Origin of the sequence: Bergeyella zoohelcum ATCC 43767 (genome assembly GCF_000301075.1) — a bacterium.
Lineage (GTDB): Bacteria > Bacteroidota > Bacteroidia > Flavobacteriales > Weeksellaceae > Bergeyella > Bergeyella zoohelcum.
This window is the reverse complement of sequence record NZ_JH932293.1, coordinates 384,702-410,278: the sequence shown is the minus strand read 5'-3', so window position 1 is coordinate 410,278 and position 25,577 is coordinate 384,702. Positions and strand designations below refer to the sequence as shown.

The window sequence follows — 25,577 nt, the reverse complement described above, 5'->3', positions numbered from 1 at the left end:
CAACCTCCTCCATGATTGGAAAAGGTTGTTTTATATTTATGCGTGGGGGTTCACCCTAATCATTCAGCTTTAGCACCGCCATAAAGGCAGATTGTGGCACCTCTACACGCCCGATTTGCTTCATTTTTTTCTTTCCTTCTTTTTGTTTTTCTAGGAGTTTACGCTTACGGGAGATATCCCCACCGTAACATTTTGCCGTTACATCTTTCCTCAATGCTTTAATGGTCTCACGAGCAATCACTTTCGTTCCTAGGGCAGCTTGTACCGCGATGTCAAACTGCTGTCTTGGAATCAGCTCACGCAGTTTCTCACACATCTTTTTCCCGATATTATAGGCATTACTATCGTGAATAAGGGAAGACAAAGCATCTACCATATCCCCATTGATCAGAATGTCCATTTTCACCAATTTAGAAGCTCGGAAACCGATAGGATGATAATCAAAAGAAGCATATCCTTTGGATATTGACTTTAGTCTATCATAAAAATCAAAAACCACTTCCGCCAGTGGCATATTGAATATTAACTCTACCCTATCCGATGTTAAATACGATTGATTAACAATTTCGCCTCTTTTCTCGATGCAAAGTGTCATTACCGCACCTACGAAATCCGACTTTGTGATAATAGAAGCCTTGATATAAGGCTCTTCCACTCGGTCCATAATCGTAGGGTCCATCATTTCAGAAGGGTTATTGATGAGGATAGGCGTATTGGGTTCTTTTTTGCTGTAACCATGGTACGAAACATTGGGAACGGTGGTGATTACATTCATATTAAACTCTCTATCTAAACGCTCCTGCACGATTTCCATGTGGAGCATACCGAGGAATCCACATCGGAAGCCGAAGCCTAACGCCGCTGAACTTTCTGGTTCAAAAACCAAAGAAGCATCATTCAACCTTAACTTTTCCAAAGAAGTCCTTAGCTCTTCAAAATCTTCACTTTCCACAGGATAGATTCCCGCAAAAACCATTGGCTTCACCTCCTCAAATCCCTCTATAGGAGCATTGGCTGGGTTTTCTACGCTCGTAATGGTATCTCCCACTTTTACTTCTCGGGCATCTTTAATCCCCGAAATGATATAGCCTACATCACCGCACTCTATGGATTTTTTAGGGGCTTGTTTTAGTTTGAGTGTTCCCACCTCATCGGCTTCATAGGTTTTATCCGTTGCCATGAATTTTACCTTTTCCCCTTTCTTGATGCTTCCGTTTACAACTTTAAAATACGCCTCAATTCCTCTAAATGGATTAAAGACGGAGTCAAAAATCAAGGCTTGGAGTGGAGCATTAGGGTCGCCCTTCGGAGCTGGAATTCTTTCTACGATTTGTTCTAAAAGCTCATGAACCCCTTCTCCTGTTTTTCCCGAAACACGCAGCACATCTTCGGGTTCGCAACCTAGAAGGTTCACTATCTCATCGGTTACCTCCTCTGGATTTGCGGACGGAAGGTCTATTTTATTGAGGATAGGAATAATTTCCAAATCGTTTTCTAATGCCAAATAAAGGTTAGAGATCGTTTGTGCCTGAATACTTTGTGCCGCATCTACGATGAGCAAAGCCCCCTCACACGCCGCAATGGAACGCGAAACTTCATACGAGAAATCCACATGCCCTGGAGTGTCAATAAGATTGAGTACATATTTCTCCCCTTTGTACTCGTAGTCCATTTGAATGGCGTGAGATTTAATGGTAATCCCTCTTTCTTTTTCTAAATCCATATCGTCCAAAGTTTGAGCTTGTAACTCTCTTTGGCTTACGGTATTGGTGTATTCTAAAAGTCTATCTGCCAAGGTAGATTTACCATGGTCTATATGAGCAATGATGCAAAAATTTCTGATGTTTTTCATGTATAAAATGGTATCGTGCAAAAATAATGAATTTTGCTTCAAATCTTCGTTTAGTGCTTAAAAAACAGATGTTTTTCTAAAAATGTGACTTCATAAGTTCTAATATAGGCGTGATATAAGTTCTATCATTGCTAAGCCTAGGCACTTTATTCTGTCCTCCCATTTTTCCTCTGCTCTGCATCCACTGATAAAATAACCCTTCGGGAGCTTTATGGATTACTGGGCTTTTCAGTGTCATATTATTATATCTCTTTGCCTCGTAGTCAGAATTTACCTGTTTAAGGTGTTCATCAAATGCCTGTGTAAATTTTTCTAAGGAATCTGGAGCTGTATTAAATTCAAAAACCCATTCATGCCCCCCGCTTTCATTACCTTCCATGAAAATAGGAGCTCCCGTAAACTCTCTGACCGAAGCACCCGTCTCCTGACATGCTTTTACGATGGCAGATTCCACATTTCCTATCATCAGTTCCTCCCCGAAAGCATTGATATAATGTTTGGTTCTCCCCGAAATTTTTATCCTGTAAGGATCTAAGCTGGTAAATATTACCGTATCTCCTATGATATAACGCCATAGTCCGCCATTAGTAGTGATGACCACCGCATAGTTTTTACCCAATTCCACCTCCTCTAATGGAATAGCCATAGGATTTTCAGTAGAGAATTGGTCCATCGGGATAAATTCATAGAAAATTCCGTAGTCCAGCATGAGGAGCATCTCATCACTTCCTGACCGGTCTTGAATACCGAAGAAACCTTCAGAAGCGTTGTAAATTTCGTAGTAGTTAATAGTTCTACCAATGATTTTTTTGTATTCTTCCCGATAAGGCGAAAAATTAATTCCCCCATGAAAGAATACTTCTAAATTCGGCCAAAGTTCACCTATGGTATTGATATTTTTTTCTTTCAGTATTCTCTGTAAAAGCACCATCATCCAGCTGGGCACTCCTGTAAGGCTTCCTACATCCGCATGAACTACCTCTTCTACAATGGCTTTCAGCTTCTGTTCCCACTCAGACATAAGGGATACTTTTTTGCTGGGTGTGGTAGTAATTTCTACCCAGAATGGAAGGTTATCTATCAGTATAGCAGATAAATCTCCGAATTTAGTATTAAATTCCTCATACAGCTCTGCACTTCCTCCTAATCTTAAATTTTTATTAGAAAAAAGCTGATTGTCTGGATGATTATTGGCATAAATGGATACCATGTCTTTCCCCGCCTTCATGTGGCATTTCTCTAAACTATCCTGAGTAATAGGGATAAACTTACTTTTAGCATTGGTAGTTCCCGAAGATTTGGCAAAATTCTTAATCGCTCCTGGCCAGATGATATTTTTTTGTCCCTGCCTTGCTCTTTCTATATAAGGCTCAAAATCTTCATAGGAAACAATAGGCACCTGATTTTTAAAGTCCTCATAAGAACTAATGCTACTAAAACCGTGCAGTTTTCCATATTCTGTATCTTCGGCATGATAGAGCTGAGAGAATAATATCCCTCTCTGAGTATCAATAGGATGCCGCATAAAGTTTTGTATCTGATCGATTCTTTGTTTGATGAACCAATTCACTACAGAATTAAACAAAGTTTTAGTCGCCATATCTACAAATATAGAAAAAAAAGCGTAGATAGCACTAAAATTTAGAACAAATTGAGAAGTAAAAAAATCACTGCCCTAAATTGGCATTTTTGAGTTTTTTAATTTCCTCTATTTTTTGTTCAAAGATTTCTTTTTTAGAAGGATGTTTATCCATTAAAACTTCGTAAGCCTCTAAAGCCCTGCTGTATAGTCTCTGTTCTACATAGATATTGGCGAGGGTTTCCGTCATGAGGTGAAGGATATCATCATCTTTTCTTTCTTTAATAAGTGGTGCGGCAGTTTCGTCTTTTTTTATCGGTGAAATTTTAGGCTCTGTTTCGATGAACTTATCGATGGCTTGGGCTTTGACATTTTCTACTTTTGCCTTCTTAGGGCTTGTAAAAGTTTTTACAGAAGAATTTCTATCAATTTTTAACCAACTTTGCCAAGTAGATAGAAAAGTAGGGATATTAGAATCTCTATCCTCTATGGCTTTCGGTGATACTTCTTGTTTTTTTTCTTCCTCATTTTTTTCCTCTTGTGGAGCAGAGTTTTCTTCCTCTACCGCAATAGGTGTTACTGTAGGTGTAAAGAAAGAAACCGTCATTATAGGTGCTTCCTCTGGAGTATTTTCTGCAGTCTCTTCATTAGATGTATCATTCTCTTCTTGCTTTTTCTCTGTGGTTATTTTTCTGAAATTGTGTTTTTCAGCGTGAAGATTCATAGGCTGCCAAGAAGATGTATTCTCCTGTGAGGCTTCCTCTTTATCTGTAATCTCTGTTTCTTTTTGTTCTTTTTCCCATGCCATATCTGCTTCTGAGAAATTGAGATTAAAATTATCCAAATTCTCTTCTTCTTGAGATACCTCTTGACTTTGAGACTGTTTTTTTTCTTTCAGTTTTCTTTCTACTTCCTCTATCAGTTTTCTTCTTTCTTCTTCGTATTTATCAAGGGTTTCATTTTTTGTAGGTACAAAATGTTCTTCCCGTTTCACAGGAGCATGAACAAAATGGCTTTCTGTATTTTCATGGAAATTAATTTCATGATGATACACCTCTTCCTCATCTTTTACTATTGCTTTGTTTTCCTCTACCTCTGTGTCATTTTGAGTAGTTTCAGATATATGCTCTTCCATTTCAGGTGGAGCTTTTAAATGATGTTCATGGCTTTCTATCGTTTCATTTTCAGCATTAGTTTGGGTATTTTCCTCGCTCTTTTCAATGACACTTTTACTTGTAATAGTTTTATTTTCTGTAGTTTCAGCTATTACATTGCTTTCCTCTTCTGGTTTTATCCATGTTTCCACTTCGGTGAGTTTTTCTCCAATGGCTTCTTGATTGGTATTGATTTCTACCTCACCAGCTTCTTCTTCCAAATAAGCGTCTTTATTTTCATGACTTTCCTCACCAATGCTTTGCTCTGTTAGATGATTTTCACTTTCTTCAGGGGTAATTGGCGTATTTCTTTTTCCGTTTACCAAATGATAAAGAATTTTTTTATCGGTAGTAAAAGCAGCCGTATTGGCAAGAATGGCATTATAGTTTTCTTGTTCAAATGTAGATACGCCCAGAAGGTATAAAGCCCTAAAACTTTGCACAAAAGGATATTTCTTAATCTCATTTTGTATCAATGGTAGGTCTTGCTGATTAATCTGATGGGGCTGAAAAAGTAACTCTAAAACTCTATTATTCATATTATTTATTACCAATTGGCTACTATATCATTAAATATTTTATTGATGATTCTTTCATTTACTAATCGCACTTGTGTATTTTCTATATCAATAGTACTGAGTGTATTAGAAAAAACTACCTCATCTGTAAATGTTCTGTCAAAACTTTTTTCGGGCTCTACACGGTTTTCATAATGCACTTTTACTGATATCGTAAGTTTGTTTTGTGCAGACTGCAAAACTCCTCCCACAGATTCGGTGGGGGAAGTTACTGTGGTAGGGGAAATGGTGTAGCCCGTAATCTCTCCTTCTAACAAGATACTAGGATTTTCCTTAGTTCCTTTCAGTGTAGTTCTTTGTAAAAACCGGTTTTGTAAATCAATGGTAAACTGCTGTGCCAGTGTAGGATTGTTCAGTGGCGAATTGTTAATAAAAGGATTGATTTGTATGGTCTTCGTTTCAGGACTCAGGGAAGAACCCGTAAAACTATAGCAAGAGCTAAGGGCTACAAGCCATAAGCCGTAAGCCATAAGCCACAGTTTTAAATCTTTCATCCTAAATCTCAATTTTTTTAACTTCATCAGTCTTCCAAATTGTATTGTTTTATTTTTCTATACAGCGTTCTCTGGGAAATCCCAAGTTCATCGGCCGCTTTATTTCTTCTGCCCTTGTGTTTTTCTAGTGCTTTTATAATGAGTTCCTTCTCGTTATTCTGGAGCGATAGCGTTTCTGGCTTAGCTTCTTCCACTTCTATTTCTTGCACATCTTCATAATCTTCCTGCGTAGATGGAGAAATAATGGTAGGATTCACCACATTGGGTGATGCTGGATTTTCAAAATATAAAAGAGAATTAGGATTATTTACCTGATTATCTTGATTATAAATCCTACTAATTAAACCTTTTTCTGAAGTGCTAAACTCTGTATTTCCACGATTCTTTATCAGCTCCGAAGTTAAGGATTTTAAATCATTAATATCATTCCTCATATCGAAAAGGATTTTGTACATAATTTCTCTTTCGGTATGAAATTCGGTGCTGGAAACGCCTCCTGCATTAGATTTTTGTACCACGGCAGGGAGGTTGGCCTGCTGTGGAATATATTCTGCCAGTCGCGTAGAGTTCACTTCACGATTTTGTTCTACCACCGTCATTTGTTCCACCAAATTCCTGAGTTGACGGATATTCCCAGGGAAACTGTAACTTTCCAAATACTTTACTGCATCTTCCGTTAGCTGAAGCTCGGGCATTCTATATTTTTCTGCAAAATCAATCGCAAACTTTCTAAACAACAAATGAATATCCCCTTTTCTTTCTCTCAAAGGTGGCATATCTATCTGCACCGTGTTCAGTCTATAATACAAATCTTCCCGAAAACGCCCTTCCTCAATGGCGTTCATCATATTCACATTGGTAGCCGCTACTATTCTTACATTGGTTTTTTGTACTTGGGACGAACCTACTTTCATAAACTCGCCACTTTCCAAAACACGAAGCAATCTCACTTGCGTTTGCAAAGGCAATTCGCCCACCTCATCAAGGAAAATCGTACCGCCGTCGGCCACTTCAAAATAGCCTTTTCTGGTGGAAGTTGCCCCTGTAAAGGCTCCTTTCTCGTGTCCAAAAAGTTCAGAATCTATGGTTCCCTCAGGGATAGCTCCACAATTGACCACAATGTAGGGCTGGTGCTTTCTGCGAGATTCTGCGTGAATAATTTTGGGAATATGCTCTTTTCCTACACCAGATTCTCCAATTACCAAAACGGAAATATCTGTGGGTGCAACTTGTATCGCCTTTTCTAATGCTCTATTGAGCATAGGGTAATTCCCAATGATTCCAAATCTATTTTTTATGTCTTGTAGTTTGCTCATTAAATTAATCTAAAAACTATTTAAAATATAATCATAAATGGTTTATTATCTTAAACATTCCCACAAATTGTTTTGAAATATTTCTAAACATTTTTCGGTGGTATTGTAAATCATGGTACCTTCTTTTATCTCCGTTGTATCAAAAGACGCTCTTTCTAGCGTAGTAAAATTAGGAAAAGATACCCCTTGTAAAAAGTTTTCGTCTATTTCTCTGATATCTAAAGTAGCTTGAGGTTTACTAATATTGATACCTACCCTACCTTTATAGTATTCTTTACTAGGAGCTGCTGCCAATGGTATACTGCTACCATTAATAGCAGGAAATGCATGGAAACAATTCCAGTCATTATCCTGAAATATTTGTAAACACTTTTCCGTAATATTATAAATCATGGTACCCTCTTTTATTTTTTGTTTGTCAAAAGAATTTCTTTTTTGGGTAGTAAAATTAGGGAAAGATACACCCTGAGGCTGTCCCATAGGTAAAACATGTATATCTATCTCCATTATATCTAAACTGGCTTGAGGATTCCCCGTATTAATTCCCATTCTTCCTTTAGTATATTTTTTAGTAAGAATGGTAGAGGTACTGGTATTACTATTAGCAGGTTTTCCTAGACACATCCAAGTATTATGCTGAAATATTTCTAAACACTTTTCCGTAATATTATAAATCATAGTACCTTCCTTTATTTCTTTTTTATCAAAAGTATCTCTTTCTGTTGTAGTAAAATTCGGGAAAGAAACACCTTGTGGCTGTCCCAAAGGTAAAAGATGAAGCTCTATTCTTCTTATATCTAGTGTAACTTCTGGGTTTTCTGTATTTACACCTACCCTTCCTTTTACTTGCTGTGGTGTAGATGGTGTAGGGGGGGTAGTAGGCTGTTCAATTTCAATATGCTGAACAAAACTAGAAGTATTACCACAGCTATCTTGAGCCGTCCAAGTTCTTGTAATAAAGTTTTGGTATCTTACTTCATTTAAAGTTAATTGCGTAGTACTATTACCTGAACAAGTAGAAACAGCCTCTATATCCGCATGAGGAATAGGACTTCCATCCAGAATTTTAATATTAGAAGGTGGTGTTTTAGTAAAGATGATCTCAGAATTTTCCACCTCAAAACCTCCATTTCCTGTAACATCATTATTTGTTAAAGCAAAAGCAATATGGTCAATAACTTCAATTTTGATAAGCCCCAAACCAGAGTGAAAAATAGGGTTTCCGTTTTGGTCTGCATGATAAACTTGTCTTCCTATAGCAGTATGAGGCATCACGATTTCGTGGCTTCCATCATTTTCTGTTTCTAGAGCTAAAACATGATTAAAGGTTTTTCCAAAATCATTAGAAAGTAAAATACGCACTTTATGATTTCTTAACAAGCTATCTACATTCCAAGTAAGCATTACCTTCTCTCCTGTTTTGTATTTTTTGCTTTGAAAATTGGTAATTTTGAAAGGTATCCCATCTACATATTTCACCTTGGTTTCATACATATCATAGCGAGTAGGATGATTAATTATCTCATTGTAAGTATCCTTAGTGTCATTGACCCCTAACCAAAAAGTATATGCTTTCCCAGCACTTAAATCATATTCTCTTTTAACAAAACTTCCTATCACCCAATGGTTATAGAATGCTTTTGTGTTATCACGAGTAGATTTTTCGGATTCAAACTGAGCATTATTTTTTCTTATATCTGCCTGATGAAACGCATACAAAAGTGGGTCTCCATCAGAATCCGTCGCATCAATTTTAAATTGAAAAAAAGTTTCTTTAGGGAGTGTATATTCTCTACTAAGCTTTGTGGTATCAATAACAGGTGCTTCATTGTTTTTTGAAGTACCTACCATAGTATTCGCTCTGACCGTTTCACGAATAAAATAAATACTTGGCAATGAAAAAAAATTAACAGGAGTTCCATAGCTCATAATAGACTGTCCATTACCAGGCTCTGTTTTTATGGTACTAGTTCCTCCTGTTGTAAAGGTATGTAGTGAGCCAAATAAATGTCCAAGCTCGTGGGCGATGATACGATTTATATTGGTAGACATTGCTTTTGCTTTTGAAGTAGAGTAATTAACGCGTCCGAGACCTGCCAGTCCACCTATACCGGTGTCACTATTTCTTGCAATTACAATCCCTGCATCATAGTTTTCTTCGCCTATAAGATTACTTATTTTGAATGTAGCACTATTTATAATTCTGTCAGCTGTTTTTCCATCAAAAATTGGAGAGGAATCAATAATTAACTTGTCATTATTTACTATTTGAAATGTAATACCTATTTCTCTGGCATAATATTCATTAAGAGAAGTCTCCAATCTGCTCCAAAAACCTCTAACAGACTGTTTGCTTCCATACCTATTATAGTAATGCTTATCCACAAGTACAGCTAAACGGAATACACGCAAAAAATTATCTGTGTGAATTTGCTTACTCTGCGATCCAGCCTTTGAAAAAATATTTGCTGGATTCCTATGAACTCCCATATTACCATGAACATTACAATTTCCACCATCACAGCCTCCACATTTACCTTGTGAAGATTCCTTAATGATAGAGAGATAACCATCTCTGGAAGTAACTATCCTCCACTGCTTTTCCTTCCAAGTAAAATCTCCAGATACATCCCCTGTATTTGAAATAGACATCGTAGCTATAAATAAATCTCCCTGATACCCTACAAAAGTACGGATACCCGTCTTTTCAGTAAAGGAATTTTTCCGTTCACTCCACTGCAAAGTAAGTCTTTCAGATGGAGAAATAGGGATGATCCATTCAATAGATTTATTTTGAAAAAAGCGTTCTGCCACCTCATGAGCCTTTGTAGAGGTTTTAAATACTTGCTGTGCAAATACACTATGTACAAAACAAATTAAGAATAAAAAAATATTTTTTCTCATCGGTTATAATGCTTTCAAATACAGTTTTTATGATTACTTTATCTAGGATAATAAAACTTATTACTTCACAGATACTTCTTTAATTTCTAAATTAATTGCATTTATTAGGTTTTGGTACTTTTCTTTGCCATTTATAAGCGAAAGCCCATTGATAGCGATTACCAATTGATCAAAAGCCTCTTGCATTTTCTCTCGTTCAGCTTTGGTTTTTCCTACTTCTATAGCACTTTGTTCTTCGGTGCGTTCGGTGTGGAGTTTTTCCAATTCTGCATTGGTTGTTTTTAGGTGTTCTAACCATTTTGTAGCTCCTATGGTGGTAACGGCCTGTGCTAAATCTATCACTTCAAGGTCTGCGAGAAGATTTCTGATGATGGCGGTTTCCTCCCTCAGTCCTTGCTTTTGTGGGTTTTTTCCATATTTCTCGATGATGATGATGAGTTTTTTCGCTGCTTGTGAAGAGGCTTCTTCTGGAAAGGTCTGGAATAATCGGCAATATTTAATAAAGCCCATAAGAAGCGTATCTCTCTTGTGGTCTAATTGTTTTATCTTCGCAGTATTCTCGTTCTTTCTTAGTGGCTTTATCGCTTCTTCTAGTGCAGATAGCTGAGCATTAAATGCCGTAGCCAATGCCGTTAGGTTCAGCGTTTCGAGATTTTCCTTGGCTAAAAATGACTTTACATTGTTCATTACTTGAACAAAAGCCATTATTCGGATATTTTTCAAGTTGCTTTTTGTAATCATTTTATTAATATTTTAAGAATTTGTTTTAAATGTTAAATTTTATTTATTGGAAAGCATTAATCCTTAAGTTTTAATACTGTCCAAAACTTGGATTTTATCAGTTCTTTATTCTTCATCTTATCCGAGCTTCGGATTTTTATAATCCTCTTAGATTGGCTCTGTCCGAAATTGGAGCCTTGCTAATCCCTCGTCTTGAAGTAGTCCGAAGTTTGGATTTTCTTATACTTTAATGGGTTGAGGAAATATCAGAGAAAATCATCTTAAACTCATATCCTGTACAAATCTATGGAAAAACATTTTTTCCTAATAGAGTTATGTTACATATGTCATAAATTATATTGCTTCAATACATTTTCAAAATGAGGTGATTTTATAAAATTCTGCTTTTGTTTATTGACTTGAATGATTTGCAGAAATCCCAATTCTACTAATGTTTTCAAGTCGGTTCTTGCGGTATAGCTGGATACATTAAATCGATGCTCCATTTCTTTAGTATTTAGTATTCTTTCAGGGTCATCGTGTATTATTTTAAGGATTTGTGCCATTCTATCATTTACATTCGGTATTTTCATAAATTTTGCAGCTTGGAATACCTCTTTTTGCTTACGCCCAATATATTCTTTTAATGCATCAAAAGCCTTTTCCATTGTTTTGATATGATAGGTAATGAAATAAGTAAGGTCATTTCCATCTATTTCGGTATACAGGTAGGCCTTTTCATATTGTGTTTTTGTATCCTTGATTATCCTTGAAATGGATAAATATTCAGTGAGCCAATAACCTTTTTTCAGCATATACCAGTAGAATAAGGCTCTTGCTGTACGCCCATTGCCATCAGTAAAAGGGTGTATCCATCCGAGCATAAAATGAATGATACACCCCTTAATGATAGGGTGAATAAATTCTCCATTATCCGTATTAAAAAACACACATAAATCTTCTATGAGCCGAGAAAGATCTGACTGCAATGGAGGTGTATGTACCACCTCGCCATCTGTGTAATTTATTACTCTTACTTCATCATCATCTCTGAATTTTCCTTCATCTTCTGCTGAATCTAATGTGTCTTTGGTAATCAACCTATGTATGTAAAGGAGGTTTTCTGGGGTCAAATCTTCATCTTTATATTGAGCAATATATTTCATTGTGATAAAATTATTATGAATCATCTGCTCAGATGTGTTTTTAGGCTTTTTCTCTTGCTGAATCATTTCTTTTGCCTTTTTTCTCGTGGTATTTGCCCCTTCCATTTGGCTACTGGAAATGGCTTCCTCCATTATAGAACTGATGATAAATTTGGTTTTATCCGTTTCGGCAATACCTATATTACTTCCCAGCATTCCACCAATATTCATATCCAATTTATGAAGGGCTTTTTCAATATAACCCGTAATGACATAGTGAAACTTTGACGAATGAAAACGGATCTCTCTTTGTTTTAATAATCTGTCTAATTTCACTGCACTCCATAACTCCAAAGGCGTACAGTCTCTGGCTTTGTATTTTATTTTGTCCCAATACAAATAGTCATTTTGAATATTTCGTAGCTGACCATTTAGCTGATATTTTACCATTAGTGATAAAATTTGGGTATTATCTTCTATTTTAGGAGCTTGTTCTATCATTTTATGTACTCTAAAAAGTTATACGAAAGACAAAAGTAAGCAAAAACCGCAAGATTTATGTAAAATCTCGCGGTTTTTACAAAGTACTTTGCTGATAAAACCTTTTAGATGAAACGAGATTTTTTATAACGAGTAAGCTTAATACTTCTCCTCCACTCTCCCTATCAAAGTTCCCTGCGTATTGTCATACACAAAAACATTCACTAAATCACCTACCTTTTGTCCCTCTTGCTTATCGAATACACAAACGGCATTTTGAGAATTTCGTCCTTTCCATTGGTTCTCGTTCTTTTTAGAAGTTCCCTCAATCAAAATTTCGTGGGTTTTCCCTACATAGGATGCCATTCTTTTTCGGGACAATTCCCCCTGTAAAGCGATGACTTCGGACAATCTTCTTTGTTTTACATCGGCAGGAATATCGTCTTCCATTTTTTTATGAGCAGGCGTTCCTGGCCTCTCCGAGTAAGCGAACATATAGCCGTAATCATACTCTACTTCCCGCATGAGGGAAAGTGTATCTTGATGGTCCTCTTCGGTTTCGCCACAGAACCCTACAATCATATCTTGGGAAAATGCAATATCAGGGACAATGTTCTTCGCTTCTTTAATTAAATCCAAATATTCCTGACGCGTGTGCTGGCGGTTCATAGCTTTGAGCATATTATCGCTCCCACTTTGTACAGGAAGGTGCACATATCTACAGATATTAGGGTATTTTGCCATCATTCGGAATACATCAAGGCTCATATCCTGAGGATTAGAAGTAGCAAAACGGATACGCATTTCAGGAACGGCTTTGGCCACCATTTCCAATAGCTGAGCGAAGTGTACCGCCGTAAGTTTCTGCATTTCGGTGGCTTTGGCAAAATCTTTTTTAGGTCCTCCACCGTACCAAAGGTAAGAATCTACATTCTGCCCCAGCAGGGTAATCTCTTTATAGCCATTTTCCCAAAGTTCTTTACATTCATTAATGATAGAGTGCGGGTCTCGGCTTCGTTCCCTTCCTCTTGTAAAGGGTACTACACAAAAAGTACACATATTATCACACCCTCTTGTAATGGTAACGAACGCTGTAACGCCATTTCCGCCCAATCTTACGGGATTAATATCGGCGTAAGTTTCGTCTTTAGAAAGGATTACATTAATGGCATCTCTGCCCCCTTCAGTTTCTTTCAGTAGGTTGGGTAAATCTCTGTACGCATCGGGACCCACCACCAAATCTACCAAATGTTCTTCTTCCAAAAATTTGGTTTTGAGCCTTTCTGCCATACAGCCCAATACGCCTACGGTGAGGTTAGGTTTGCTTTTTTTCAGGTGATGGAAGGAAGACAATCGGTTACGGACGGTTTGTTCTGCTTTTTCCCGTATTGAGCAGGTATTGAGCAAAATCAAATCCGCCTCTTCTACTTTCAAGGTGGTATTGTAGCCTTGCTCATTAAGAATAGAAGCTACAATTTCGCTATCCGAAAAGTTCATCTGACAGCCATAACTCTCCAAAAAAAGTTTTTTAGTATTTCCTTCTTTCTCCGCAATGGCATACGCCTCGCCTTGCTTGTTTTCGTCTATGTATTTTTCTTGCATGTTATTCAAAATTAAGGTGATTGTATGGAGATAAAATCTATCCTTTGATGGATATTAAAACCATTCCATAAAATGAAAAATATTCTTTCGTTTTTCTAATGCTATCTTGGGATGATTTCTATTTTTTCAACTTGAAACCTCCTGTTATTCAATCTGCAAAGATATGGAAAATTCTGCCATTCTGGCAGAATTTTAAAAAGTGTTTTGAAGGGAAATAAAAATGCTATAAACAGTAAGTAACAGACTCTTAGCGTATGGCTTTCAGCCTTTTAATTTTCTAACCTCTAAAAATTCATCTACAAAAACTCTACGGCTTACGGCTTCATAACTTTCCGTTTCACCGAGTTCTACCAAATCTTTACTGGTAGAAGTACGCATGGAGTAGTTGGCAAGATTTCCAGTCCTTTTACAGATGGCGTGTACCTTCGTTACATATTCTGCTGTAGCCATAAGAAATGGCATAGGACCAAACGGTCTTCCCATAAAATCCATATCTAGCCCTGCAATGACTACGCGTACACCACTATTGGCAAGCTGATTTGCCACTTCTACAATACTTTCATCAAAAAACTGAGCTTCATCTATGCCTACCACATCACAATTAGAGCCTAAAAGCAAAATTTCATCTGGCGTTTCCACCGCCGTACTGGGAATTTTATTCCGATTGTGCGATACCACATCTTCTTCAGAATATCGGGTATCCAATTTGGGTTTAAAAATTTCCACATTTTGTCCCGCCATTTCCGCCCTACGAAGTCTGCGAATCAGCTCTTCAGTTTTTCCAGAAAACATTGATCCACAGATGACTTCCATCCATCCGCTTTGTTTTGAATGATTAATTGTATTTTCTAAAAACATTTGTTAAATTAGCCGTAATTTTGGAATCTCAAAAATACGCAAAAATAGTCAACTGATATGAATACCTCTCAAGACATTATTAACCAGCTCATTGCTGATATTCAATCTACCATTCTCCAGCTTTCAGACATCCAGTCGGTACAAGATTTTATCGATAAAAGACCACTCTTCGAAAAATTAATCCGACTACAAGACTTCGCTACTCAACTCAATGAATATGCTCTGCTCATTTCCACCCCTCTTGTGCAACAGACACGAGAAGAAGTGAGTACCATCATCCATAAAGAGCCTGAAAATAAACTGAATAATGAGATAGAAATCACAGAGAATGAAAACATTGTAGACGAAACAAAAACTTCTGAGGAGCAAGTACAAATTTCTGAAAACACAAATGAACCTATTAATAACGCCCATCTGTCATCTGATGAAAATGCTGAGATATCAACTACTGAAAGCATTTCCATAGAAAATGGTGCCAATGAAGTAGCTCATGATATTCAGCCAAATGAACTTTTAGGTGATTTCGATAATGGAGAAGAATCACTCTGTGTAGGAGGCGTAGAGCCGAGTATTTCTGATAAAATAGAAGAGATAGAAGAAGCTGAAAAAGAGAACACTATAACAGAAGCTTCATTAGAAGAGGAAAATTTGGAAGAAAATAAACCGGAAACAAAAGAACATAATACACCTACAGAAACATCTCAAGAAAAGAAATTGAAATTAGCTAATATCAAAGGGCTCCAAACGCCTATTTTTGAGGAAGGTGCGAAAGCTGTTCAAGGAGAGTTTTTTGCGGATATGTTTCCCAAAACGCCCAAAGTATTCAAACTAGACCTCAATGATAAACTGGCATTTACTCAGAAATTATTTGATGGTAGCCAGCATGAGCTTAATGAAACAGTGAGAATACTTAATTCCTTTGACCATGTAGATGCTGCAAAAGAATACCTGAGTGATATGTATTACGAGAAAAATTGGGAAAAAGTAGATGAATATGCCCAAAGACTGTGGTCACTGGTAGAAAATCGATTTTTGTAATAAAAAGATTCTTACCAGTTCTAAAGTTTGCTTTTAAGGAGTTCATATCCCAATCCTTAACAAAAAACGACGAGCTCTTACAAATAAAATAATAATACAATAATGAATATCAATCATATCAACAATTTCCAAAAACCTTTTTTCATCGGAATTGCTGGAGTAGGTATGAGTGCCATTGCCCAGTATTTACAAGGCATCGGGAAAGAAGTTTCAGGAAGTGATAGGTATTTCCGTGAAGGAGAGTACAACGCCACTCAAAACCAACTGGAGGCAGAGGGCATACAATGTTTCGTGCAAGACGGTTCAGGAATTACTGAAAATACTGATTTGGTGGTAGTTTCCACAGCCATAGAAGATACCGTATATGAAGTAAAAAAAGCCAAGGAACTAAACATTCCCATCATCCGAAGAAGTGAACTTTTAGCATTGATTGCGAAAAGTAAAAAGACCATAGCTGTAGCTGGAACTTCTGGTAAATCAACTACTTCAGCTATGCTATTTCAAATACTGCTTGATGCTGGTTTGGCACCAAGCATTATCTCTGGAGCAGGGCTTACCAGCATCATCAAACAAGGAAGAATAGGCAATGCATTTGTAGGCAATGGAGAGTGGCTCATCATTGAAGCAGATGAAAGTGATGGCTCTGTAATACAATATACACCTGATATTGGACTACTGCTCAATGTGGATAAAGACCATCAGGAAATTGATGAACTGATGGATTTGTTTTCTACTTTTAAACGAAATACCAAAAACTTATTCATTGTAAATCAAACTAATACATTATCACAGCAACTATCTGCCAATACAGAGCATGATTTCGGTTTTGAAAAGGAAACAGCGAAATATAATGCTACCAATTTTACCCAAAAAGGCTTTGAACTTCGTTTTGAAGTTTTAGGGCAAACCGTGAAAATGAACGCCATCGGTCAGCATTCTGTGGAAAATGCCGTAGCAGCCATCGCTGTAGCCCACCAGATAGGTGTAGATTTAAAAACTTGTGCTAAAAGTTTAGAAAACTATGAAGGTATTTACCGTAGGCACCAAATTTTAGGGCAAAAAAATGGCATTTGGGTAATTGATGATTATGCTCATAATCCTGCTAAATGCGCAGCGAGTATCAAGGCCTGCCAGCCTTTGGCCGATAAAGTTATCGCATGGTTTCAGCCTCATGGCTACGGACCTACACGCTTTTTAAGAAATGATTTTGTAGAAGAAATCACTCATGCACTTCGTCCACAAGATGAAATTTGGATGAGTGAGATTTTCTACGCAGGTGGAACAGCCACCAAAGATATTTCTGCTAATGACTTGGTGAAAGACCTACAAAAGAAAGGTAAAAATGCCTTTTTCGTGGAAGATAGGAATGATTTACTCCATCACTTAAAACCCGCTCTTACCGGAAATGCTGTACTACTACTCATGGGAGCCAGAGACCCAAGTTTAGAAGCGTTTTGTAAAGAAGTGTTTGACAAATTGTAAATAGAAGGACTATTTTTCCCTATTGAAATCCCTATTTGGAAAGCTTTGTCCCCTGAAATTCTTTAAGATAAAAAGGGTCAAAATAAGCAATATCTTCAAAGGATTGGTGATTGTATTTTTTCACCGCTTTCTGAACAAGATATTGAGCAGAAGGAAAAACTTCCGAATGATAAGTAGCATGAGGCATCTGCAAAATGGTAGATGCCTTCTTGGCTCCATCGCCCACGAAAATCACCTTTTCATCATGATATTCTGAAAAAGAATTTTCATCTAAAATAAGCGCTTGGGTAGGAGCTATTTCTTTGCCATCATTACCCGAAAATACCGCAGAATACACTTCCATTCTTCGGGCATCTACCATGGGAATAATTGCATCAAACCCCTGACCTACAAAAGGCTCTACCATAGTTTCTAAAGAGTTTACAGCAATTAAAGGAATTCCAAGTGCAAAGCAATACCCTTTAGCCGCCGCAGTGCCTATTCTTAGCCCTGTATAAGAACCCGGCCCCATTCCGAGTGCCACTGCATCTAAATCTTTAAGCTGAATCTCTGCACCTTCTAATGCCCATTCTACAAACTTATGGAGATGTTCAGATTGTTTATAATTTTCCGAAACCTCTTCACATAGACATAAAATATGCCCATGTTCTGAAATGGCAACTGATGAGTTTTTAGATGAAGTTTCGAGGTGTAATATTTTCATATTCTTACGGTTTACAGTGGTGCTTATATGCTATGCGTCTTTATTCATCAATGCTTTTGCTTGTTCCACTGCAGCATCTGTAATGGTGGAACCCGAAAGCAATTGGGCTATTTCTATAAGTCTTTCTTCTTCAGACAATGGCTTAATGGTGGACTGAGTAACGCCCTCTACATCAAATTTCTGAACTTTATAATGATGCGTTCCTTTGGCGGCTACTTGTGCCAAATGAGAAATAACAATAAGCTGCATATCTTTCGCCATATCCTTCATTACCATTCCTATTTCTTCAGCTACTTTTCCTGAAACTCCCGTATCTATCTCATCCAAAATAAGGGTAGGCAACTGGTTATTTTCTGCCATAATTTTCTTTACCGCTAGCATCACCCTGCTTCTTTCTCCACCAGAAATAGCTTGCTGTATCGGTTTCATCTCAAAACCAGAGTTGGCTTGGAACAATATCTTTATATGCTCTTTTCCTAAAAGATGAAAATCAGAACTCGGTGTAAGCTCTGCGAGGATTTTTGCTTTTTCTAATCCTAATTGCTGAAGCAATTGTTCCATTTTGGCTTTAAAAACATCTGCTGCTGATTTTCTTTTATCACTGATAATCAATGATTTTTCATTAAGTAAACCTTCTTTTATTAAAATATCTTTTTGCGTTTCGGCAATTTCCTCTTCAATATTTTCAAAACCCGATTGTTCACTCTGCATCTGATTTCTAATTTCTATCAGCTGCTCCACACTTTCGGTGTTATGCTTCACCAATAACCCCTGAATAAGATTTACTTTCTTTTGCAGTTCTTGAATCAAGATTGGATTAATTTCCACTTTCTCTGTTTCGGACTGGAGTTCATTGGTAATATCTTTGATTTCTAAAAAGGAAGAATCTAACCGGTGTACCAGTTCGGCATACTGTGGAGAAAACTCTGCCAATTTTTGAAGACGATGCAAGATGGCACTCAATCCATCTAATACCCCCATCTCCTCAGCCTCTAATCTTCCCAAAGCATAACTCAAATTTTCAGCAATAAATTCCGCATTTTCCTGTGTAGAGAGTGTGCTTTGAAGCGTTTCCCAATGCACATCATCTAGCTGAGCATCCTGTAATTCCGTAAGGAGGAAGTTTTTATAATCACGCTCTTGGTTTCCTTTATGAAGCTGTTCTTGTAATTCTTTCAGCCTAGACTTTAACTTTAAATAACTACGATATTCATACTGATAATCATCTATTTCTATTTCATTTTTTGCAATACCATCTATAATATTAAACTGAAATTCTTCGGTGAATATTTTGGCTGTTTCAAACTGAGAATGAATATCTATGAGCTTTTCCGAAACCTTTCTAAGTTGTTCCAAAGTGGTAGGCACATCATTAATAAAAGCTCTAGATTTCCCATTAGGAAGAAGCTCTCTGCGGATGATGGTTTCCTCCTCAAAATCCAAATCTAGTGCTTCAAACAAAGATTTCATGGATGGCGAAACACTAAACTGCACCTCTACAATGCTTTTTTTATCCTCTTTTACTACACTTTTAACATCAGCCCTTTCTCCCAAAATAAGGCGTAAAGCCCCAAGGATAATGGATTTTCCAGCACCTGTTTCTCCCGTAATAACTTGAAGCCCCGAATGGAGGTCTATGTCTAAATGCTCAATGAGCGCAAAATTTTGAATAAAAATCCTGTTCAGCATAGTGCAAAAGTAGGGAATTATAATAAAAATATGTAAAAATTATAAGTGGAAAAAATACCCCCTTTCTTCAGTGTGATAGTACTGATATAATTCGTCGTTAATACACTTATATTTATCCCTTATCATGATGTTTTTATTTAACAATCATTATTTTGTTCAAATCATACATAAATGGTATTATCTTTGTTTCAAATTTTTCAATTTTTTTTTTTAGAAAAAACATGAAGAATATATTCTCCTTTTTTCTCCTACTCATGGTAGGATTATTTTATGCTCAAGTAAAAAAAGACCTCATCATTCATCCTGATGCTAAAGTAGGGCTATCACTCAGCGGTGGTGGAGCAAAAGGCTTTGCCCATATTGGGACACTAAAAGTACTAGACTCTCTTGGCGTAAAGGTAGATTATATCTCTGGAACAAGTATGGGGGCCATTGTGGGAGGACTGTATGCCGCAGGATTCACAGGAAAAGAAATAGAGAAAATAGTATTGGATACAGATTTTTACGCTGTACTTGCTAATGAAAAAAACCGCCAAGAGTCCTCATTTTTTACCAAAAAAACGGATAAATATCTACTGGATATTCCCATCAAAAATGGGAAAATAAACTTGGTACCAAAATCCATTTCTAAAGGACAAAAAAATATCTATATGCTGAAAGAACTTTTTAAGAATGTGGCACATATAGATGATTTTTCCCAGCTACCCATTCCCTTCATCTGCACAGGAACCAATTTAGAAAGTGGCAAACTGAAAATTTTTGATAAAGGAGATTTAGTGAAATCCATCATGGCAAGCTCTGCCTATCCCTCACTCATTGACCCAGTAAAAATTGGGGATAGCCTTTACATAGATGGTGCAATGACCATTAACTACCCTTCTGAACTACTCAAAGATAAAAATATGGATATCGTTATTGGGGTAGATTTAAGCCAAGGGCTCTCCAAAAGAGAAAACTTAACTTCTGCATTTGGAATTTTAGACCAAGTCATTGATTTTAATATTCAAAAAGAAACGCAAAGACAATATCAGTTTACCGATATTAATATTCATCCTAACTTAGAAGGATTAGGAGCAACCAGCTATGGTGATAAGAAAAAAATTCTAGACCTAGGCTATCAAGAGGCACTGAAATATGTGGATGTTCTAAGCCAGCTTCCCAAAAGAGAAAACCAACTGCTGCGTGCCCCAAGTAATCCCATTTTTTCTAATGTCTATAAAATAGATGAAATTACTGTAGAGAATAATAATATCTTCGATGTAAACTATGTACAAGGAAAAATGCGACTAAAAGTACCTTCGCTCCAAACTTATGGTAGCATCAATAAAATGATTGATAAACTGTATGCCACCAATAACTACAATCTCATTAGTTATGACCTCATCAGAGAAAACAATAAAACCAAGCTAAATATCATTGTAAATGAAGAAGAAAGCAGATATTATTTAAAGTTCGGCTTACACTATGACGAAGTAATGAAAACAGGACTCCTCCTCAATGCCACCATTAAGAGATTACTATTTAAAAATTCCACGGTCTCCTTAGATGTAGTAGTGGGAGATAAACCAAGATACTATTTTAACTACTCTATGGACAATGGATATATCCCTGGTATAGGAGTATTTGCATCGGGAATGCGTTTAGACCTAAAAAATGAGCAAGAGTACATCCATGAATCATGGAACTGGTTCCGAAACGAAGCCTTTATCCAATCCATCTGGAGAGATAAATACGCTATAGGAGGAGGTATTAGCCATGATTATTTTTCCTCTAACTCTGTACATCCTACTAACGCCACAGAAAACTTTATAAACCCTTTTATTTTTGCAAAAAGTGATACTCAAGATGATAAAAATTTCCCTACACGCGGATTTTTCATAGATACTGAGGTAAAAGTGCTAGATTTATACAATAAAGAAATCCAAAAAAAAGCTATACAGGCAAAAGTGAATATGCACATTAATTTTCCCATTTCTCAAGCATTTACTTATAGACTCAATCTCTACGGAGGCATCAGCATAGGAGATTATATTCCTTATTATTATCAATTCAGACCTGGAGGTATTTTTGAGCAGCCACTTGGTAATTTCATTAAATTCAAGGGGTACCACTTCGGGGATTTAAGTGCTAATAATATACTCATTGCATCTAATGACTTACAGCTGAACTTTAAGAAAAACTATTATCTAGTAGGACATCTTAATTTTGCTAATCTTTTTAATGATACCCAAACCGATGATATCCTAAAAATCAGTAATAGCTCTGCAGGAATTACAGCGGGATATAAATCTCCTTTTGGACAAATAAAAGTAAACTATTCCAAAGCTCTAGAAGGAAGAAAAGGGATATTTAGCGTGATTTTAGGCCATTGGTTTTAAACGAAAAATGTAACTCCATTGCACTCACATAAGATTTGACAACACTCCTCCCTCAACTATCAAATAGTAGGGAGGAGTTTTTTAAGGTATAATTTTTATTGAGGAATTATATGTGATATATCTTGAACCTTATAAATTTTCATTAATTTTACCACCTTATTTTACTTTAAATGATTCATTTCTTTTTCGAAAATATAGACGAGCAACCACTAGACGAACAGCTGAAAAATTGGCTAGAAAAAATCATCCTCTCCGAAGGTAAAAAATTAGGAGACATTAATTATATTTTTTGCGATGATGAATACCTCCTCAAAGTAAATCAAGACTATCTACAACACGATTATTATACAGACATCATCACCTTTGATTATGTGAAAGGGAAAACCATTTCAGGTGATATTTTTGTTTCGATAGAAAGAATTGAGGATAATGCTACTACGCTATCCAAAGATTTCGATTCGGAGTTTCATCGTGTGCTTGCCCATGGTATCCTCCACCTCTGTGGATATAAGGATAAATCCTCCGAAGAAGAACAAATCATGCGTGAAAAAGAAGATTTTTATATCCGTCTTCGCTAATTACCGCATCATTTTAAATCTTTCACATAATAAAATTCAGCCTCCAGAAATAGAGGCTGAATTTATTTTTGAAAAAGAGAAGCTCTTAATATCCAAAAATTTCTTCTAAAGAAACTTTCTTTACCTCTCCTATTTTCTTTATCTCATCCATATTCACTTTGTCTTCAGATGCTACCAAAACATAAGTATATGACTTTCCTGATAAGTGCGTTTTATGGAAATTTTTCAGGTCATTCATCGTTATTTTATCCACTGATGTGTACACCTGCTTACGAATATCTTCCTTCAACCCTAATCTTTGTGCTGCAAGGTACTGGAAAATGATTCCGTCCTGAGTAATTCTCTGTGTCTGAATATCTTTTTTTACTTGATTTTTAGCCAAGTCAAAATTACCAGTAAGCTCTGGCATCGTGGTAAGTAGTGTATTCATAGAGCTTACTGCTTCATTAAATTTATCTGCCTGAGAACCTACATAGCTCATCATATAGTATTTATCTTCCTTTTTAGAAGGAGACACATAGATACCATAAGTACTGTATGCCAATGCTTTACTTTCTCTAATGGTTTGGAAGACAATAGACCCCATACCTCCACCGAAGTATTTATTGAAAACATTCACCAGTGCTGTATGCTTAGGGTTATAGGTATCGGTATTTCTAAGCCATCTGGTTTCTGCCTGTACCATATCATAATGCGTAAAGAGGACTTGCGTCTTATTCATCGGTTGCTGAGTAAATACTTTTGCTTTAGGTGCCACCGAAAACTTAGCAGGAACTTTATGTAGCTTATTGAGCTTTTGAGTGAGTACATTTAGTTTTTCAGGACCATAATAAAGGATGGTCTGCTCATAGCTATTCATATTTTTCACTCTATCTACCAGTTCTTTTGCAGTAATGGCATTCAGTTCAGCATCAGAAAAAGTATTATTAAATTTATTTTTCGGGCCATACATCGCGTAGCTGGTCAGTCCATTCATAATGGCTCCTCGGTTAGATTTTGCATCTTTTCTAGACTTCATCAGTCTTGCTTTCAGTGCTTTGAGAGCCTCCTCATTCGGCTGAGCATTAAGTACCAAGTCTTCATAGAGCTGCACCGCTTTATCAAAATTTTCTTGTAACCCCTCTATGGTTACTGTGGTGTATTCCTCTCCACTAGAAATGCTAAAGCTAGATGCAATTTTGTAAAACTCTTTCGCAATGGTCTCTGCGGATTTTTTATCTGTACCAATGAAATTAATATACGAAGCCGCGAGTGATTGTCTCAAGTCATTGAGTGTTCCTATTTTATAGCGGTATCTCAATCGGAACAATTGATTTTCTTTATTAGGAACATACAGCACCTCTACATTTCCGAGTTTTGATTTCTGAATATCTTTATTAAAATCTAAAAATACGGGCTCAGAAGGCACATTAGGCATATCATTTACCCTTTTCACGAATGCCGACTGTTTATCTGCATTAGTTTCCACAGGTGTGATGGCTGGTTTTTCTATTTTTGTAGAAGCAGGGCTTTCTCCTTTTCTTTTGAGAACTGCCACGAAATTATTGCCCAGATATTTATTGGCAAAATTCATGATGTCTTTTTTCGTGATTTTGGAGAGGTTATTCACATACGCTACTCTATCTTTCCAGTCTTGTTCGGCAGTAAAAGCATCCATTAAAAGACTGGCTCTATCACTGTATTTTTCAGACTCTTGGATTTTTTGTTTTTTAATATTATTTACAATGGAAGGGATGAGGTCATCATCAAAGTTTCCTTTTTTCAGATTTTCTATCTCATTGAGCACTAGTGCCTGAGCCTGTTCCAATGTTTGTCCATTCGTAGGAGTAGCATAGAGATAAAGAATACCATGATCAATGAGGGTATAAGTAAAAGCCCCTGCCTGAAGGAGTTTTTGTTTTTTTACCAAATTTAAGTCTATGAGCCCTGCTTCTCCATTGGTAAGAATGGAACCTACCAAATCTGCCAATAAGACATCTTTATCCTTATTTCCTGGCAAACGGAACCCTATGGTAACTCCCTCTGCATCAGGACCTACTATTTCTTTAACAATTGGTTTAGTAAGTGGCACTTCGGGCTGAAATTCATACTTCGGTACTGGCTTATATTGCATATACGCGAATGCCTTATCTATCTTCCCGATAACTTCATCTGGATTAAAATCACCAGAAAGAATCACCGCCATATTATTAGGCACATAGTAATTATTAAAATACTTTCTGATTTCTATAAGTGATGGATTTTTAAGGTGTTCTACTGTACCAATGGTGGTTTGTTTTCCGTAGTTATGATTTTTAAACAATTCTGAAAAAAGCGTTTCAAAAACTTTACTTCCATCACTATCCAAACTTCTATTTTTCTCCTCATATACGGCTTCTAACTCGGTATGAAAAATTCTGAGCACAGGATTTCTGAATCTTTCGGCCTGTACGGTAAGGTATTTATCCACAGCACTGCTAGGAATGTCATCCGTATAAACCGTCTGTTCAAAAGAAGTAAAAGCATTGGTGCCTTGTGCCCCCATGGCAGACATCATTTTATCATATTCATTAGCAATGGCATATTGAGAAGCCACACCAGAAATAGAGTCTATTTTCTTATAGATGGCTTTTCGTTTCGTTTCATCTTTGGTAGCATTATACTGCTCATAAAGGGCATCAATCTTATCCAGCTCTACTTTTTCTTTTTTCCAATCCAAAGAGCCATATTGATCTGTACCTTTGAAAAGCATGTGTTCTAAATAATGTGCCAGCCCAGTATTGGTAGCGGGGTCCGTTTTGCTTCCTGCTTTTACCGCTACATACGCTTGGATTCTCGGTTCATTTTTAGTAGGGCTCAAGATAACGGTGAGTCCATTTTTCAGGGTATAAAATCTAGCTTGTGTAGGGTCATTGGTTACAAATTTATAAGTGTACCCTCCTCCTTGGGCTTCTTTCCACTGAAAATTTTGTGCCTGTGCTGAATACATTACAGCAGCAGTAAGTGCAATGAGAATTCTTCTTTTTAACATAAGTATGAATATTTATT

At 36.7% G+C, this 25,577-nt stretch carries 17 protein-coding genes; 4 read left to right on the top strand and 13 right to left on the bottom strand.

Features of this window, described 5'->3' with window-relative positions; translation table 11 throughout:
- Positions 1–55: 55 nt before the first annotated feature.
- From lepA to HMPREF9699_RS01825, 10 genes are all read right to left on the bottom strand, one after another.
- Positions 56–1,852: a translation elongation factor 4 gene (gene lepA, locus HMPREF9699_RS01870; RefSeq protein ID WP_034985423.1), complete on the bottom strand. Its 1,797-nt coding sequence runs from the start codon at positions 1,850–1,852 to the stop codon at positions 56–58.
- Between the two features lie 76 nt (positions 1,853–1,928).
- Complete coding sequence (locus HMPREF9699_RS01865; RefSeq protein WP_002661909.1) at positions 1,929–3,452, bottom strand: GH3 auxin-responsive promoter family protein; 1,524 nt, start codon at positions 3,450–3,452, stop codon at positions 1,929–1,931.
- A gap of 67 nt (positions 3,453–3,519) precedes the next feature.
- Positions 3,520–5,124 carry a hypothetical protein gene (locus HMPREF9699_RS01860; RefSeq protein ID WP_002661907.1) on the bottom strand — a complete coding sequence of 535 codons (1,605 nt, stop codon included), beginning with the start codon at positions 5,122–5,124 and terminating at the stop codon, positions 3,520–3,522.
- Between the two features lie 8 nt (positions 5,125–5,132).
- A complete protein-coding gene (gene lptE / locus HMPREF9699_RS01855; protein ID WP_034986053.1) occupies positions 5,133–5,657 on the bottom strand; it encodes an LPS assembly lipoprotein LptE in 525 nt (174 codons plus the stop codon).
- 26 nt (positions 5,658–5,683) lie between these two features.
- Positions 5,684–6,973, bottom strand: coding sequence for a sigma-54 interaction domain-containing protein (locus HMPREF9699_RS01850; protein ID WP_002661899.1), 1,290 nt, complete (start codon positions 6,971–6,973; stop codon positions 5,684–5,686).
- A 45-nt stretch (positions 6,974–7,018) separates the two neighbouring features.
- Entirely contained in the window at positions 7,019–9,877 is a 2,859-nt protein-coding gene (locus HMPREF9699_RS01845) for a reprolysin-like metallopeptidase (RefSeq protein ID WP_002661897.1), read from the bottom strand.
- A 60-nt stretch (positions 9,878–9,937) separates the two neighbouring features.
- A complete protein-coding gene (locus HMPREF9699_RS01840; RefSeq protein WP_002661896.1) occupies positions 9,938–10,618 on the bottom strand; it encodes a DUF6261 family protein in 681 nt (226 codons plus the stop codon).
- Positions 10,619–10,944: 326 nt separating this feature from the next.
- The gene (locus tag HMPREF9699_RS01835) at positions 10,945–12,243 is read right to left on the bottom strand and encodes a Fic family protein (RefSeq protein WP_002661895.1); all 1,299 of its coding nucleotides are present in this window, start codon (positions 12,241–12,243) and stop codon (positions 10,945–10,947) included.
- Between the two features lie 138 nt (positions 12,244–12,381).
- Positions 12,382–13,824, bottom strand: a complete 1,443-nt coding sequence (gene miaB, locus HMPREF9699_RS01830) for a tRNA (N6-isopentenyl adenosine(37)-C2)-methylthiotransferase MiaB (RefSeq protein WP_002661894.1) — start codon at positions 13,822–13,824, stop codon at positions 12,382–12,384.
- A gap of 261 nt (positions 13,825–14,085) precedes the next feature.
- Positions 14,086–14,682: a thymidine kinase gene (locus tag HMPREF9699_RS01825; protein ID WP_034985419.1), complete on the bottom strand. Its 597-nt coding sequence runs from the start codon at positions 14,680–14,682 to the stop codon at positions 14,086–14,088.
- Between the two features lie 57 nt (positions 14,683–14,739).
- Here HMPREF9699_RS01825 and HMPREF9699_RS01820 point away from each other — a divergent pair, with 57 nt between their 5' ends.
- Positions 14,740–15,720 carry a hypothetical protein gene (locus HMPREF9699_RS01820; RefSeq protein WP_002661892.1) on the top strand — a complete coding sequence of 327 codons (981 nt, stop codon included), beginning with the start codon at positions 14,740–14,742 and terminating at the stop codon, positions 15,718–15,720.
- A gap of 102 nt (positions 15,721–15,822) precedes the next feature.
- The gene (locus HMPREF9699_RS01815) at positions 15,823–17,202 is read left to right on the top strand and encodes a UDP-N-acetylmuramate--L-alanine ligase (RefSeq protein ID WP_002661890.1); all 1,380 of its coding nucleotides are present in this window, start codon (positions 15,823–15,825) and stop codon (positions 17,200–17,202) included.
- Positions 17,203–17,233: 31 nt separating this feature from the next.
- Here HMPREF9699_RS01815 and tsaB read toward each other — a convergent pair whose 3' ends face one another.
- On the bottom strand, positions 17,234–17,905 hold the full coding sequence (tsaB, locus tag HMPREF9699_RS01810; RefSeq protein ID WP_002661888.1) for a tRNA (adenosine(37)-N6)-threonylcarbamoyltransferase complex dimerization subunit type 1 TsaB: 672 nt from the start codon (positions 17,903–17,905) through the stop codon (positions 17,234–17,236).
- Between the two features lie 30 nt (positions 17,906–17,935).
- Positions 17,936–19,594, bottom strand: a complete 1,659-nt coding sequence (locus HMPREF9699_RS01805; RefSeq protein WP_002661887.1) for a DNA repair protein RecN — start codon at positions 19,592–19,594, stop codon at positions 17,936–17,938.
- A gap of 221 nt (positions 19,595–19,815) precedes the next feature.
- Between HMPREF9699_RS01805 and HMPREF9699_RS01800 the strand changes: the two genes are divergently transcribed.
- Both HMPREF9699_RS01800 and ybeY read left to right on the top strand, forming a co-directional pair.
- Positions 19,816–21,972 carry a patatin-like phospholipase family protein gene (locus HMPREF9699_RS01800; RefSeq protein WP_002661886.1) on the top strand — a complete coding sequence of 719 codons (2,157 nt, stop codon included), beginning with the start codon at positions 19,816–19,818 and terminating at the stop codon, positions 21,970–21,972.
- Positions 21,973–22,142: 170 nt separating this feature from the next.
- The gene (gene ybeY, locus HMPREF9699_RS01795) at positions 22,143–22,550 is read left to right on the top strand and encodes an rRNA maturation RNase YbeY (protein WP_002661885.1); all 408 of its coding nucleotides are present in this window, start codon (positions 22,143–22,145) and stop codon (positions 22,548–22,550) included.
- An 85-nt stretch (positions 22,551–22,635) separates the two neighbouring features.
- On the opposite strand, the gene HMPREF9699_RS01790 is transcribed toward ybeY, so the two are convergent.
- Positions 22,636–25,560, bottom strand: coding sequence for a M16 family metallopeptidase (locus HMPREF9699_RS01790; RefSeq protein ID WP_002661884.1), 2,925 nt, complete (start codon positions 25,558–25,560; stop codon positions 22,636–22,638).
- Positions 25,561–25,577 lie beyond the last annotated feature (17 nt).